At 67.7% G+C, this 15078-nt stretch carries 9 protein-coding genes; 2 read left to right on the top strand and 7 right to left on the bottom strand.

Annotated elements, in window-relative coordinates:
* Window positions 1–2: 2 nt before the first annotated feature.
* Together CNQ36_RS20350 and CNQ36_RS20345 are read right to left on the bottom strand one after the other, a co-directional pair.
* Entirely contained in the window at window positions 3–2087 is a 2085-nt protein-coding gene (locus CNQ36_RS20350; RefSeq protein ID WP_121547061.1) for a hypothetical protein, read from the bottom strand.
* 56 nt (window positions 2088–2143) lie between these two features.
* Window positions 2144–2458 carry a hypothetical protein gene (locus tag CNQ36_RS20345; protein WP_121547060.1) on the bottom strand — a complete coding sequence of 105 codons (315 nt, stop codon included), beginning with the start codon at window positions 2456–2458 and terminating at the stop codon, window positions 2144–2146.
* 199 nt (window positions 2459–2657) lie between these two features.
* Here CNQ36_RS20345 and CNQ36_RS20340 point away from each other — a divergent pair, with 199 nt between their 5' ends.
* On the top strand, window positions 2658–2924 hold the full coding sequence (locus CNQ36_RS20340) for a WXG100 family type VII secretion target (RefSeq protein ID WP_004927673.1): 267 nt from the start codon (window positions 2658–2660) through the stop codon (window positions 2922–2924).
* 89 nt (window positions 2925–3013) lie between these two features.
* On the opposite strand, the gene CNQ36_RS20335 is transcribed toward CNQ36_RS20340, so the two are convergent.
* The 3 genes from CNQ36_RS20335 to CNQ36_RS20320 form a co-directional block, all read right to left on the bottom strand.
* Window positions 3014–7453 carry an FtsK/SpoIIIE domain-containing protein gene (locus tag CNQ36_RS20335; protein WP_121547059.1) on the bottom strand — a complete coding sequence of 1480 codons (4440 nt, stop codon included), beginning with the start codon at window positions 7451–7453 and terminating at the stop codon, window positions 3014–3016.
* Between the two features lie 718 nt (window positions 7454–8171).
* On the bottom strand, window positions 8172–9974 hold the full coding sequence (locus CNQ36_RS20325; protein ID WP_121547058.1) for a serine/threonine-protein kinase: 1803 nt from the start codon (window positions 9972–9974) through the stop codon (window positions 8172–8174).
* Window positions 9975–10048: 74 nt separating this feature from the next.
* Window positions 10049–10897 carry a menaquinone biosynthetic enzyme MqnA/MqnD family protein gene (locus CNQ36_RS20320; protein ID WP_121547057.1) on the bottom strand — a complete coding sequence of 283 codons (849 nt, stop codon included), beginning with the start codon at window positions 10895–10897 and terminating at the stop codon, window positions 10049–10051.
* Window positions 10898–11205: 308 nt separating this feature from the next.
* Between CNQ36_RS20320 and CNQ36_RS20315 the strand changes: the two genes are divergently transcribed.
* Complete coding sequence (locus CNQ36_RS20315; protein ID WP_003992177.1) at window positions 11206–11409, top strand: cold-shock protein; 204 nt, start codon at window positions 11206–11208, stop codon at window positions 11407–11409.
* 151 nt (window positions 11410–11560) lie between these two features.
* Here the strand turns inward: CNQ36_RS20315 and CNQ36_RS20310 are convergent, their stop codons facing one another.
* Complete coding sequence (locus CNQ36_RS20310) at window positions 11561–13501, bottom strand: AMP-dependent synthetase/ligase (protein ID WP_121547056.1); 1941 nt, start codon at window positions 13499–13501, stop codon at window positions 11561–11563.
* Between the two features lie 237 nt (window positions 13502–13738).
* Window positions 13739–15025 carry an acetyl-CoA C-acetyltransferase gene (locus tag CNQ36_RS20305; RefSeq protein ID WP_121547055.1) on the bottom strand — a complete coding sequence of 429 codons (1287 nt, stop codon included), beginning with the start codon at window positions 15023–15025 and terminating at the stop codon, window positions 13739–13741.
* Window positions 15026–15078 lie beyond the last annotated feature (53 nt).

The raw sequence follows: 15078 nt of genomic DNA, 5'->3' as shown, positions 1-15078 counted from the left end.
CGTCATTGATCCTGTCCCGGATAGTCCCGTCCATCCCGGCCTGTTGAGAATTCCGGCCACACAGCGTTGACCACAGCCGGATCCTGCAGCCAGTTGCTGTACGCCGTGCGCTGCGCGTTAGTCATCTCGGAAACATTAAGGACCTGGCCGTCCTTGTCCAGGAAGTTGCCCGCACCCTTTGCATACGCCCGGGGATCGCCTGTGTAGACCGCGGTCCTCGTCTCGTCGTTGTCATCATGGGTGACAACAGTGACGTTTTCGATCCTCCCGTGCTCCCAGGCAGCCGAGGCGTTGGTCTGGTAGTCGTTCTGCCAGGAGAAGTCGGCAGTAGCCTTTTTAACGCCCTCGAACTGTTCCTTGAGTCCCTTGGGAGCATCGTTCGCGTCTACCTTGACGAGCTCTTTGATCCACCCGGTGAAGACGTCCTGACCCAACCCGTAGGCGACTCCGACCGCCGCCCCCTTGACTCCGGCGAGGCCGGCACCTCCCGCAGCACCCGCGGCCACGGAGGCGGCAGTGTCGATGACCGCCGCACGCGCGTTGTTGGTGTCTTCGACCCACTTGTCGATGCTCGTCTCGAGTTCCGTCGAGGCCACCTTCATTGTCGTCTGGTAGAACTCCTGCATCATGCCCCGTTGCATCGATGCGTAGCTGCCCGCGTATTCGCCGCTCTCACGTGTCGCGTACGATTGGTCGATCGCCTTTTCGTTGTGAGCCTGAAAGAGCGCGCTCAGAGTCCCGGCCGCCTGCGGGTCACGTGCAGATTCCTCCATGAGGGCACGCCAAAGCTTTTCGTTCGCTTCCAGGCCAGGACGGCCGCTGTCCTGTCCTTTGAGGAAGTCATTGAGATTCCACTTGCTGGCGCTCCCGAATTTTTCTTCACCCTTGGCCTGGACATCACTTCCCCACAACGAGTTACTCACCGCGGACGTCACACCATGTTCGAGATCCTTCCAGTAGGCCGTAATAATGCTCGCATAGAGGGCCTGAGTCCCACCAATGGGGTGGAGTGACTTCGTGTCCGATCCCGTCCGGTGCTGATAGTTGTCGAACAGGATGCGCGCTGTGTTCTTCTCGGCCAGCGAGGGGTTCTCCTGCTTCAACTCCACTGTTGCGGCATTGAGCAGTTCAAAGAAAGCCTTGCCTCGCTCCTTCGGCTCGTCGACCTTCCAGGGGCCCGTCGGGTAAAGAGCCTTCAAAGCAAATTCATTGTTGTGGTCGAACCATTCCCCCGCCGCCTCGGGGTTGTCGCCGATGGCAGAGAACAACTCCTGATAGCTGTCCTTTCCCCATTCTCCCTCACCAAGACCGCCGTTCCCGAAGAAGCGGGTCTCGTTGGTTTTAGTGTCTTTCTTGAACACTCGATCACCGAACGCCACCAAGAAGTCCTTGTCGTGGTTTCCTCCTTTGAGGAAAGGAGTCAGGCGATCCGGGCGGAACCCATCGTACTCGTCCATCGCGGAGTCATCGAACCACTTGTTCCACAACCGTTGCTTCTCTTTGGCGGTCTTCCCTTCAAAGGCCACTTTAGTGAAGGAGCCGAATGTTTCGGCAATTATCAGTCGATCCTTTTCGCGCTGCTCCGGGTGGTCCTTGTACTGATCGTTGAACCGGTCACCCATGTCGTTCGAAAGCCACAGCAGGCGCCTTGAGCCGAGGGATTCATAGAAGGCTTTCAGATAGTCGGCATCTGCTCTGTTGGCCCTTAGGTCGGCAAACAGCTCCGGCGTGATCGGGTCCCCTTCGTCCACCTTCTTCTGGAATTCCTCAGCCAGCTTCTTTCCATTGGCTCTTGACTGTGCAGTCTGACCCACCTTGCTCTCATCGATCTGCACCATGTCCTTATAGCCGTACTTCTTGGTTTCGGCCAGTGCAAGATGCCAACGACGCCGCAGGGACGGCAGCTGGTTCTCCGCCCACCCGGCGATAGCAAGAAGTTCTGTGAGCGGCGCAGCGTCGATGCCGTAACGTTCGAAGCTGGACTTGATCCACGTGGCACTGGACCTCAATCGCTCCTGATCCTTCTGAAGCGAGTTGATTGTTCCTTCCAGCTCGTCCGGATCGATACCCGAGAATCCGCTACCCATAGAATTATTCCCCGTTTCGTCAGTCCGTTCGACTCCGCCCTACCAAGAAGGCATCACTAGCGCAAGTCCATTTGCATCATCTTCGCTTCGGCATGGGTAACTTTTTCAGGGCATGAGTCGATCTTCTTCTGCACAGCCGGAATGAGTTTCTCGATCTCGCGGATCATGCGGCCACGGTTCCCTTCGATCTCGTCATGCCACCGGTTCGCCGTCTTGCCGACCCAGGAAACCTTCTTGTCCCCCACGTCTTCAGCGGCCGATTTAAGGAGATTTTTGAGATCTTTCACCTCATCTTGCAAATTGCGCTTCAACACCTCAAGTCGCGCTCGATATGGATTGTCAACTTTCGGCTGTTCGGCCGCTTCCCCCACGAGCCCTCCAGAGGTGATTCAGGTCGATGCTGGAAACATTTGAAGGTGGCCCACGTCACTGACTATGGAGCACCTCACGCGACTAACGCAAGGAGATGCGTCCGAGACACAGAAGATGGCGGGATTCGGCTAATTGCGATAGTGTCGGGCGCGGCGAGCGAAGGGTTCGTCCGGTTTCGACACACGGGGAGGCAGCTCAATGACAATCAAGGGCGCAGACACCACTCGGCTTCGCGGTCTTTCCAAGACGTTCAAGGCCCAGCACACCAACCTCGATGAACTGATTCGAGCTATCTCGAAGGGCACGCTCGAAAGCGAGGACTTCTGGAAGGGCCCGCGAGCCAACCGATTCCGTGATGAGTGGGACAAGCTGAAGCCTTCCCTGACGAACTTCCTGAAGTCCCTGGAGAACGCTCAGAAGGAGACGAGCGACGCCGCCGACGCGAACGACCGCATCAACGACTAGTCGCCGGCGGTCACCCACTGCGCAAGCAGGACGAGGGCCGGTCAGCCTTGAGGCTGACCGGCCCTCCCGCTTTGCCGCTGCGGGCGCGCTCAGTCCGGCAGCACCGCTTGGGCCTGCATCGCTTCGCCACCCTGGACGAAGAGCCCCCGGCCGGTCGGCCCCCCGCCGACGTTCGACGGCAGGCGAATGCTGAACATCTCACCGTCCTGTGTGCCCTGCGGCGACAGCAGCAGACCCGCGCGTGAGCGGCGTGCCTGTACGACAAAGCCCCGGTACTGCGAGGACAACGCGTCAACGGCACCCGCGGCGATCAGTCCGAGACCACCGTCCATGCCACGCTTGACCACCTCTTCGAGCGCTTCGTCGAGCGGAGTGTCATACAGCAGTTCCGCGTCGTCGACGACGATGACGTAGGGGCCCCGCGCAGTACTGATCAGCGCCTCCAGGTCGTCCTCGGAACTCTCGCTGTCGAGGGAGCCGAGTACCCCGGGCGCCGTAGCCAGTTCGCGGAGAGGGGAACGACGTGGCGTAATCACGATGACCCCGGTTTGCTGCCGCAGCAAGGAGTTGGCCGCTGTGACCAGGGTGCTGGAGCGCCCGGACTTCGGAGGCCCCGAGATGACGAATCCGGGTCCCCCTTCCTCCAAGTTCACACCCAGAGGTCGCAGTTCGTCCCCGCCTACCGCGACAAGAGCCCAGAGGGGCGACGCCGGAGCGAAGCCGGGCTGTAGCGCCATGGCCTCGCGGGCTCCGATGCGCGCCGGCAGTACGTCGACCCGGATCGGACGCTGGTACTCCGTCGGCCTGGATTCGACTTGACCGGCCGAGCGCGCGATCTCCTGAAGGGCCGCCACCTGGGCCTGCCCCGAGGGGTTCTCGGCGAGCAGCGCCAACTGGCTCTCCTGCACCCCGTCGTCCGTGGCCTTCAGCGCCCGGCCTGTGGGGATGTCCTTCGGAACGTCCTTGCTCGACAAGCCTGCAAGGGCGTAGTCCGCCTGGTCCGCGAGGCGAAGTACGAGTCGTTCGCTGAAGGAGCTGGAAATGTCGCCGGTCAGACCGCTGCGGTCGGTCGTGAGGACTACCTTCACTCCGACCGCGGCGCCCTCTCGGAACAGTCTCTTGGCATCGTCGACGAGTCGGCCGTAGTCGTAGTTCTCGAAGGCCTGGCGATAGGCGTCCCAGCCGTCCAGCAGAACCACCATCCAGGGCAACCGCTCCGAGGGGTCGGCCGCCGATCGCTGTTCTGCCGCGCTGGACTGTCCCTTCTCCGCAAGGAGCATCTGGCGTCGCGACACCTCGCTCAGCAGCCTGCCCAGCAATCGGTCGACACGTGCTTTCTGATCCCGAGTCACAACAGCGCCGCAGTGTGGGAGGCCGGTGAGCGGGAGCAGTGCGTTGGCACCGCAGTCGATGCCGTAGATGTGCACATCGCTGGGCGATGTGGTCCGGGCGACGGCCCCCGCGATGGTCCGTAGCGCGGTCGACCGCCCGGAGCGGGGGCCGCCGGCGATCATCAGGTGCTCGCCGTCCGTCAGATCGAGTGCGAGCGGCTCGCGAGCCTGCTGGGCCGGAAGGTCGGTCAGGCCGATACGCACGGGGGCAACCGGGTCATCGCCGGTCTTCCCCGTCGGCAGCGACTCCAGATCCGCGAGCGCCACCTGCGTGGGGATGGGCGGCAGCCATGGGCTGCGCGGCTGCGTGCACCCGAGTTGCCTGGCGCCATCAGCGATCGCGTCGACCAGCACGGCAAGGTCGGTCACCATCGTGCCGTCGTCCTCGTCGTCCTGCGCGGCTCGCGGCAGTGGACGCCCGTACGCCATCCAGTCCAGGAAGTTCACTGTCACTTGTGGAGCGGTGTCGGCTCCGGGGCGTCGCCCACCGATGCGTGCGGACTGCACTCCCACCAGCGACTGTGATCCAGACCGTACGTAACAGCGTCCCGGTGTGCTCTTCGAGATGCTGCCCGCATCGGGCGCGTCGATGACGTCGCGCGATTCTTCGCCGTTGGTGACGCGCAGGGCGATGCGAAGGTTGGTGTTGGCGCGGATGTCGGCGCTGACCACGCCCGCCGGGCGCTGTGTCGCCAGCATCAGGTGAACGCCGAGGGAGCGGCCGCGCCTGGCGATGTCCACGAGCCCGGCGATGAAGTCGGGCAGTTCCGCGACCAGGGAGGCGAATTCGTCGATGATGAGCACCAGCCTAGGCATCGGCTCCAGCTCCGGCCGGAGCCGCCTGGCGTCGTTGTAATCCTCGATGTCCTTCGTGGCCGCTTCGAAGAGAATGCCCTCGCGTCGTCTCAGCTCGGCGGCCAGTGAGGCCAACGCCCGCTCGGTCAGGTGCGCGTCGAGGTCGCTCACCATGCCCACGGTGTGGGGCAGCCGGGCGCAGTCCTGGAACGCGCTGCCGCCCTTGTAGTCGATGAGGACGAAGTTGAGCGCGTCCGGGGTGTTACCCACGGCCAGGGACGCGATGATCGTTTGGAGGAGTTCCGACTTGCCCGCACCCGTCGTACCGGCGATCAGAGCATGCGGGCCGTCCCGGCGGATGTCCAGGACGAAGGGCCCGTCGGCCGCCATACCGATGAATGCAGCCGTGGTCGCACCTCCGCGCTTCCAGATCGCTGCAATGTCCGCGCCGGTCGGGTCAGGCATCCTCAGCAGACTCAGCAGTCGCGCGGAGGTGGGGAGTGCGCTGTCCGCGTCGTCACGGCTCACATCCCGCACCGGCGCCATGGCCCGGGCCACGCGCTCACACCAGGCGACGGAGACCTGATCGGCCAGCACGTCACCCACCGACTCGTAGCCGTAACCACGCAGGTGGACGGTACTCAACGCGCCGGGCGACCAGCAGACGGCGGTACGGCACTCCTCGGGCAGGAGCCGCTCGTCCTGGTCGACGCAGAGCGCGAAGATGCCGTGCGCAGGCCCTTCCTGCAATAGTTGCGGTACTCCGGGGACCCGGCGCAGGAGCCTGGCACCGTCGAGGACGAGCAGCACATGCGGGTCGGGGCGCAGCGCCCGCAGGCCGCCACTTTCCTGGGCTGCGGTTTTCCTGCGCGACAGTTCATTCAGCAACTCGTTGACACGCCTGGAAATGGACTCCGCATCCGTTCCCAGCAACGCGACGCAGTGCTGTCCCTGTTGAGGACTGGCATGAGGTAGCCACTGGATCCAGCTCCAGTTCTCGGCAGCGTCCGGAGCCGATGAGAGGACAACGAGTGAGAGATCCCGAGGACTGTGCAGCACCGCGGCCTGTGCCGTCATCCACCGCGCAGTCGCGACGGCGCGGGTTCGGTCCCCGGCGATGCCCACTACCCCAAGTTCCGTGAAGGGGAGCGTCATCGGGACGTTAGTGACGACCGGAGGCTCGGGCTCTTCCACGTCGGCTCCTGTGGCACGACCGTTCACCAGGTCGATTTCGGCTCTCAAATCGCTGAAGCCGACACGGAGATACATGGCGTCCGGGTCCGTGATGCGACGCTCCCACAGGCGCCGGCGGGGGCCTGTGGCGAAGAGGAGCATCTGCCCCGGGTCGGGGAACGCCTCGCGGCGGCGCCGCTGATCACGCTCAGCGAGTCGCTCAAGTTCCGCTTCCTGTTCCGCCTTGGCTTTCTTGTACTCCTTGAGAGCCGCCCGGTACTTCTTCTTGCCGTGCCGCCGGTCGCTGAACCATTGTCCGAGCATCATCAAGGGAGACAGCAGACAGAACAAGAGCATGTAGATCGTCTTGGTGACGAAGTACATTGCCACGCCGAAAAACAACGGCATCAGCATGGAGATGAGCTGAAAGCGAATCCCTTCGTCCTTGCCGGGTGGCATGGGCACCGTCAACCTCGGCCGGGACAGAGGCGAGGACAAGCGTGGCGGGCGGTTGTAAGCGAGGCCACCCTCGCCCGTGGGAGCGAGGTGTGCGTCCGGCTCGCCCGGTTCGGCCAAGCTGAAGAGGGAGTCGCCGGCCTTGAGCAACATGCCCGGTTCCCACTCTTGCACTGCAGTAACCGGCTCGTCGTCGAGGGACAGGTTCACGTCGCCTTGGGGCGCGACGTCGACCCGACCCTTGAGGTCGACGGTGATGCGAGCGGCCACCGACTCCAGTCGCGGGTCATCAACGACGATGGTGCACGTTTCCGCCGAGCCCAGCGTCGCCGCCCCCGCGGTCAGGCGAGCGACCCGTCCAGCGCCCGGGCCGCCGCAGACCCGAACCTCGTATCTGCCGGTCGGCTCGTCAGCGGTCAGGAAGGGACCCACGGAGTCATCAGTGGTGATCCGCAATCCGTCCCTGAGGACGTCGCCCACTTGCGAGTCAGGTGACAAAGGCCGCCCGTCAACCCAAAGGGTGGCTGGGGCTGTCTGCGCTGACCGCAAATAGTGAATATCGATGTCCGATGCGGTAGTCCGAGAAGAGTCAAGGCCTCTCCGAACCCGTCGCAACGCCTCGGCCACCTCGGCTGCCGTCACCCCTTCGTCAGCGCTGATCATCGCATCCTGAGGTCCGGCTCCTTCCTGAACCACGGTCGTCCGCACTCGCATCAGGCCGTCTCCCCTCCCGTCCAGATGTGCCTGGCAAAGCTTGACCCTGAGCCTAGCCCCGCTGCGGACAGCTCAAGCGTTGGGATCCGCTCAGAGCTTGCGGCCTCCCAAGTCGCCCGCTGAGCCTGGGTCGTCTAACCGTCAGCCCTGGTCTGTTCCGCTTCCTGCAACGGCACCTGCGGGGCAAACGCGTGCAGAGCATCCACAAGACGTTCACGGTCAAGGGCCCAGAGATTGATGTGTCTGCTCGCCAGGAAAAGGTCGTGATCGATGTGGGGCGCGAGCCGGGACGTCTGCTCCCGGCTGAGTGAGGCATTCGGACCAGGCAGCGCCGGGGCGCCCGGTTGGCGGCGCAGCCCCACGTACCGCATGGGTGTCAGCGCGGCTGTGCGCTGCTGCCAAAGGACGACGGCAGAAACATCGCGCCACGGTACGAATGCGGTCTGACCTGCATAGCGCGCGGGCGCTCCGCCCATGGTTACGCCCCTGTCATCGACGCGGAAGGCGACAAGTCGCCTGGCCACGGCCCCGCTGAGAAGTTGAAAAGGGGTCCATGGGTAACGGACTTCGTACACGGATGATTCACGTGCCGACATTCAGGGATCACATCTCCTTCATGATGAATTACTTCTCTGCCTTCCCTCACGATATGTGTCGTCTCCTCGTACTGCGGGCGCCCTGCCAAGGAAACGCTCCCGCCGGTGGGGTGGAGGAACGGTTACTCGATCTTCGACAGGCGGGCCTTCGGGCTTCCGGAGGGTTTGCTGTCCGACTCGTAGACGAGGTCGTCGCCCACGGGGGTGAGGCGGACCGTGTGGGGAGCCTGGTTGCAGACGTCGCGGTTGGACTCGGCGCCGACGGAGGTCGTGACGATCCGCTTCCCGGTGATCTGCTTCAGGGTGAGTACGTCGTCGCAGACGCCGCCGAAGATGTCCGTGTGCCGGAGGGTGCCCACCCGTTCGCCCACCTCGGCCTTCTCGAGGGTCAGCCGGAAGGTGCCGAGCGGAATGGCGATGGTCTCGCGGGAGTTGGCCTGGCCCTCCCAGGTGCCGAGGTAGGCGGCGGGGACGGTGACCGGGGCGGCCGGGTCGCCTGACCGTCCGCCGTCGTCGGACTGGGCGGGGCCGCCCCCGGAGGTGCCCGGCAGCAGGTCGAACAGGAAGGCGGAGCCGACGGTCACCGCGGCCAGCGCGCCCGCCACCGCGAGGGCGACCGTGCAGCTGACGCGCCGGCCGCGGCCTCCGGGGCCGGCTGAGGAGGTGGCCGCCGCGGAGAGGGAGAGCCGGGCGGGACGGTGGTCCGTGGGCTGCGTCGGCGGGTGCGGGGGCGCGCCCGACGACGACGCGTCGCGCGGCTCCGGGAAGGGGGCGGGGGCAGGGGCGAGGACAGGGGGACGGACGGCGCCCGGGCCCTCCGGGCCCGGCATCACCGGTGGCGGGCCGAAGCCGCCGGTCACGGCTCCCGCCGTCGGGGCCTCCCCCACCGACGGGCTGCTGAAGCCCACCGGGCCCGACGGAGCGTCACCCGCCGCCTCCAAGCCCGACAGGGCGTCACCCGCCGCCTCCGGGCCCGACCGGACGCCGTCCGCCACCTCGAGCCCCGACGGAGCACCCCCCACCGCTCCCGCCTCCAGATTCAGCAACCGCACCGCAGCGCGGCTCACCTCCTCCACCAGGGCCCCCGGCAGCCAGCCGCCCGTCACCAGGCGGGCCGCGCCGCCGTCCGGGGCGAGGCGGTGGGCCACCTCGGCGGGGGCCGGGCGGGCCGACGGGTTCTTGTCCAGGCACGCTTCCGTCAGCCGGCGCAGCTCGCCGGTGAGGTCGCCCAGCGCGGGCGGCTCGTGCACGACCTTGTACAGCAGCGCAGCCGAGGAGTCGCCGGGGAAGGGAGGGCTGCCGGTGGCGGCGTACGCCAGCACCGCGCCGAGGGAGAAGACGTCGGCCGCGCCCGTCACACCCTTGCCGAGGATCTGCTCGGGGGACATGTAGCCGGGGGAGCCGATCGAGACGCCGGTGGAGGTGAGGGACGCCGTGCCGTCCGTGGCGCGGGCGATGCCGAAGTCGATCAGCAGGGGGCCGTCGAGGGTGAGCAGGACGTTGGACGGCTTCACGTCGCGGTGCACCAGGCCCAGCCGGTGCACCGCCGTCAGCGCCTCGGCCAGCCCCGCGCCCAGCGCCCGCACGGTGGCCGGCGGCAGGGGGCCGGAGCCGGTGACCGCCGCCGTGAGGGTCGGGCCCGCCGCGTAGGCGGTGGCGACCCAGGGGATCCGGGCGCCGGGGTCGGCGTCCAGGACGGACGCCGTCCAGGCGCCGCCCACCCGGCGCGCGGCGTCGACCTCGCGCCGGAATCGGGCGCGGAACTCCTCGTCGAGCGCGAAGTGGGGGTGCACGATCTTCACCGCGACCGTGCGGCCCCCCGCGCTGCGGCCCAGATACACCCGGCCCATGCCGCCGGAGCCGAGCCGGCCGAGCAGCCGGTAGGGCCCCACGACCGTGGGCTCGTCCGCTTCGAGCGGCCGCATGGCGCCCACCCCTCCCCCGTCACGCCCGTAGGCAGGAACCTTCCAGCAGGGTAGTGGGCGGGCCGCCCGCGTCCTCAGGGCCGCAGCAGATCGACCTTCACGTCCGCCGGGAAGCCCGTCGTGGGCCCGACCCGGCGGGCGAACTCCGCGACCGCCTCCAGCTGCGGCGCGCCGAAGCTGAAGTCGAGGGTGGTGAAGTACTGGGCGAGGGTCTCCTCGTCGAAGGCCTCCCAGCGGGCCGCCTGCTCCGCGACCTTGCCGACCTCCTCCAGGGAGAGGTTGCGGGAGGCGAGGAAGGCCTCGTGCACCTTGCGGGTGATGACGGGCTCGCGCTCCAGGTAGTCGCGGCGCACCGCCCACACCGCGAAGACGAACGGCAGGCCGGTCCACTGCTTCCACAGCGCGCCCAGGTCGTGCACGTCGAGGCCGTAGCGGGGGCCGTCGACCATGTTCGCGCGCAGGGCCGCGTCGCCGATGAGGACGGCCGCGTCGGCCTCCTGCATCATCAGGCTCAGGTCGGGCGGGCAGGTGTAGTAGTCGGGCCGTACGCCGTACCGCTCGGCGAGGAGGAGCTGGGCGAGGCGTACGGAGGTGCGGGACGTCGAGCCGAGGGCGACCCGTGCTCCGTCCAGCCGGTCCAGCGGGACCTGCGAGGCGATCACGCAGGACATCACGGGGCCGTCGCAGCCGACGGCGATGTCCGGGAAGGCGACGAGCTGGTCCGCGTGCTTGAGGAACTCGACGAGGGTGATGGGTCCGATGTCGAGGTCGCCCTGCACCAGCTTCTCACTGAGCTTCTCCGGGGTGTCCTTCGTCAGCTCGAAGTCGAGGAGCGTGCCCGTTCTCGCGAGCCCCCAGTACAGGGGCAGGCAGTTCAGGAACTGGATGTGGCCGACGCGCGGCCGGGTGCGAGGATTGTCCACATCGTGAGGCTAGCCCCCGTTCCGGGCGGTGAGGCCTTCACCCCCTTGGTCGCCAGTCTGTTCGAACGGGGCACGTGACGGGCGGGGCGTTGAAACATTCGGGTGACGTGATCTTGACCTCTATTGCATTCGGGCCCGCCCGTGCTAGGCTCTTCGCAAGTTGCAGTTTGGTTTCCCTTGCAGTACAGAGCCTGCGGAGCATGTGACCGCGGGCTCTCGTCGTTCTCAGACGTATGCAGTTGTGCGGAATTGGTCTTCACACTTGCTGGTTCTGGAGCAGGGCAACCCTTTGGGCCCAAGGAGGGCTTATGGCTACCGGAACCGTGAAGTGGTTCAACGCCGAAAAGGGCTTTGGTTTCATCGCCCAGGAAGGCGGCGGCCCCGACGTCTTCGTCCACTACTCCGCGATCAACGCGAGCGGCTTCCGCTCCCTCGAGGAGAACCAGCAGGTGTCCTTCGACGTCACGCAGGGCCCGAAGGGCCCGCAGGCGGAGAACGTCACCCCGGTCTGATTCCTCACCGATCCGGGAACGACTAGCAGTACCCAAGGAGCCCCGCGCCGTCAGGCGACGGGGCTCCTGCCTTTCCCCGGACATTCACGGGTGAATATCCGGGGAATGTCCCGGGAATACCCGGGAAATCCCTCTCATACGCATCGCACGATCAGTGCGAATATTCCCCGTACAGCCCCTCCACCTCTTCCGCGAAGTCCCGCAGTATCGCCTCCCGGCGCAGCTTCATCGACGGGGTCAGATGGCCGGCCTCCTCCGTGAAGTCACCGGGAAGGATCGTGAACCGGCGGATCGACTCCGGGCGGGAGAGCACCTTGTTCGCCTCGTCGATGGCGCGCTGCAGGATCATGCGCAGCTCCTCGTCGTCGGCCACGAGTTCCGGCGGTACCGGGTGCTTGCGGTTCATGCGGCGCCAGTGGGTGATCCCGGCGGGGTCGAGGGTGATCAGGGCGGAGACGTAGGGGCGGTCGTCGCCCAGGACCATGACCTGGGAGATCAGCGGGTGGGAGCGGAGCCAGTTCTCCAGCGGGGCCGGGGCGACGCTCTTGCCGCCCGAGGTGATGATCAGCTCCTTCTTGCGGCCCGTGATGGTCAGATAGCCCTCGCCGTCCAGTTCGCCGATGTCGCCGGTGGCGAGCCAGCCGTCGGGGGCCGCGGGGACCACCCCGCCCGCCTGGGGGTCCCAGTAGCCGCGCAGCACGTGCTCTCCGCCGACCAGGACCTCGCCGTCCGCCGCGATGCGGATCCGCGTCCCCGGCAGCGGCCAGCCGACCGTGCCGAGCCGGGGCTTGAGCGGGGGCGTGACCGTGGAGGCGCCGGTGGTCTCCGTCAGGCCGTAGCCCTCGAAGATCTCGATTCCGGCGCCGGCGTAGAACGAGGCGAGGCGGCGGCCCAGCGGGGAGCCGCCGCAGATGGCGTACTTGACCCTGCCGCCCATGGCGTTGCGGAGCTTGCGGTAGACCAGCGGGTCGTAGAAGGCGCGGGAGGTCTTCAGGGCGCGCGAGGGGCCGGAGCCCGCGCCGGTCTGGCGGGCCTCGACGGCCTCGCCGTAGCGGCGGGCCACGGACGCCGCGCGGTCGAAGGTGGACACCCGTCCGCCCTCCTCCGCCTTCGCGCGGGCGGTGTTGAAGACCTTCTCCAGCATGTACGGGATGGTGAGCAGGCAGGTGGGCCGGAAGCTCGCCAGGTCGGGCAGCAGGTCCTCGGCCGCCAGGCTGGGCGCGTGCCCGAGGCGCACCCGGGCGCGCACGCAGGCGACGGCGACCATCCGGCCGAAGACGTGGGACATGGGCAGGAAGAGGAGGACGGAGGCCTCCTCGCTGGTCCGGGCCTTGAAGATCGGGTAGAGCAGCTCGATCGCGTTGTCCACCTCGGCGAAGAAGTTGCCGTGGCTGAGCGCGCATCCCTTGGGCCGGCCGGTGGTGCCCGAGGTGTAGACGAGGGTGGCGAGGGTGTCGGGGCCGAGGACGCCCCGGCGTACCTCCACCTCCTGGTCCGGGACGTGCGCGCCGGCCTCGGCGAGCGCCTCCACGTGGCCCTTCTCGACGGTCCAGACCCGCCGCAGGTCGGGGAGGTGCGGGAACTCGGGGCCGAGGGCGGCGGCCTGTCCCGCGGTCTCCGTGACCAGGGCGACCGCGCCGGAGTCGTGCAGGATCCAGCGGGCCTGGAAGACGGAGGAGGTCGGGTAGACGGGGACGGTGACCAGTCCGGCCGCCCAGGCGGCGAAGTCGAGCACCGTCCACTCGTAGACCGTGCGGGCCATGACGGCGATCCGGTCGCCCGGCGTCAGGCCCTCGGAGATCAGCCCCTTGGCGACGGCCAGCACCTCGGCGGCGAACCCGGCGGCCGTCACGTCCCGCCAGCTGCCGTCGGCCGTCCTACGGCTGAGGACCACCGCGTCCGGCGCCGTGCTCGCGTTCTCGAACGGCAGGTCGGCCAGTGAGCCGTGCCGCACCGGCCTGGCGAACGGCGGTACGGACGCCTCCCGTACGACGCCGTCCAGCCGCCGGATCCCGGGCTCGACCAGGAGGGGCGCTCCGTAGACCTCGTCGTCGAGAGCGGAGGAATACGCGGCGGAATAGTCGGTGGACACGGGGCGGCTCCTGGGGCGGTGCAGTGGAACTGCTGAATGCCACGACGTACGTGCCTCGCAGCCGAGGCGCTCACCGGTGGCTCGCCGGGACAGTGGCGTCACCGGTCGGTGCGGGGATCGTACGGCTCCGGCGTGGAAGGCGTGTGCGGGTCCGGGGAGGGTCCCGGGCCGGGCGTGTGCAATATCAAGAATCGCGTGAGGAGCGCTCACGCGGGCCCTGCGGAACGCCCATGTCCTTCACGGGCGTTCCAGGACCGCGGTCACGCCCTGCCCGCCCGCCGCGCAGACCGAGATCAGTCCGCGTCCCGGCGCGTCCCGTTCGGCGAGGAGCTTCGCCAGGGTCGCCACGATGCGGGCGCCCGTGGCGGCGAAGGGGTGGCCGGTGGCCAGGGAGGAGCCCGCCACGTTGAGCCGGGACCGGTCGACGGGGGCCAGGCCCCGCTTCTCCCAGGCGGCCAGCGTGGCCAGCACCTGGGAGGCGAACGCCTCGTGGACCTCGATCAGGTCGAAGTCCGCCATGCCCAGTCCGGCGCGCTCCAGCATCCGCGGGACCGCGTACGCGGGTGCCATGAGCAGGCCGTCCTCGCCGTCGGCGACGTCGCCGTGCACGAAGTCCACGGCGGCCGTCTCGTACGCGCTCAGATAGGCCAGCGGCTCCAGGCCCCGCTCCGCCGCCCACTCCTCGCTCGCCAGCAGCACCAGCGCCGCGCCGTCCGTGAGCGGGGTCGAATTCCCCGCGGTCATGGTGGGTTCGGGAAGGTCGAGTCCGAACACGGGCTTCAGCGCGGCGAGTTTCTCCGTGCTCGAGCCCGGCCGCAGGTTCTGGTCGCGGGCCAGGCCGCGGAAGGGCACCACCAGGTCCTGGAACAGGCCGCGTTCGTACGCCGCCGCCAGCCGCTGGTGGCTGGCCGCCGCCAGTTCGTCCTGGGCCTCGCGGGTGACGCCCCAGGCGCGGGCGGTGACCGCGGCGTGCTCGCCCATGGACAGGCCGGTGCGCGGCTCGGCGTTGCGCGGGATGTCGGGGACGAGGTGGCCGGGGCGCACCTTCGCCAGCGCCCTGAGGCGGGCGCCCGGCGACTTCGCGCGCCGTGCCTCCAGCAGCACCTTGCGCAGGCCGTCGTTGACGCCGAGGGGCGCGTCGCTCGCGGTGTCGGCGCCGCCCGCGACCGCGGACTCGGTCTGGCCGAGGGCGATCTTGTTGGCGGCGGCGACGACGGCCTGGAGTCCGGTGCCGCAGGCCTGCTGGATGTCGTAGGCCGGGGTGCGGGCGTCGAGCCGTGACCCGAGGACCGTCTCGCGGGCCAGGTTGAAGTCGCGGCTGTGCTTGAGGACCGCTCCGGCGACGAACTCCCCCACCGCGCCCGGCGCGTGGAGTCCGTACCGCTCGACCAGGCCGTCCAGCGCGGCGCCGAGCATCTCCTGGTTGGAGGCGGTGGCGTAGGGGCCGTCGGAGCGGGCGAAGGGGATCCGGCTGCCGCCGATGACCGCGACGCGCCGGACGGCGGCCGGCTTCAGGGTGCTCATCTCGACCTGCTCCTCACCGTGACATAGTCTTACCTCCGGTAACCTTACTCCAG

This window comes from Streptomyces fungicidicus (assembly GCF_003665435.1).
GTDB lineage: Bacteria > Actinomycetota > Actinomycetes > Streptomycetales > Streptomycetaceae > Streptomyces > Streptomyces fungicidicus.
Note: the sequence above shows the minus strand (reverse complement) of the source record. Positions and strands in the feature narration are given on the sequence as shown.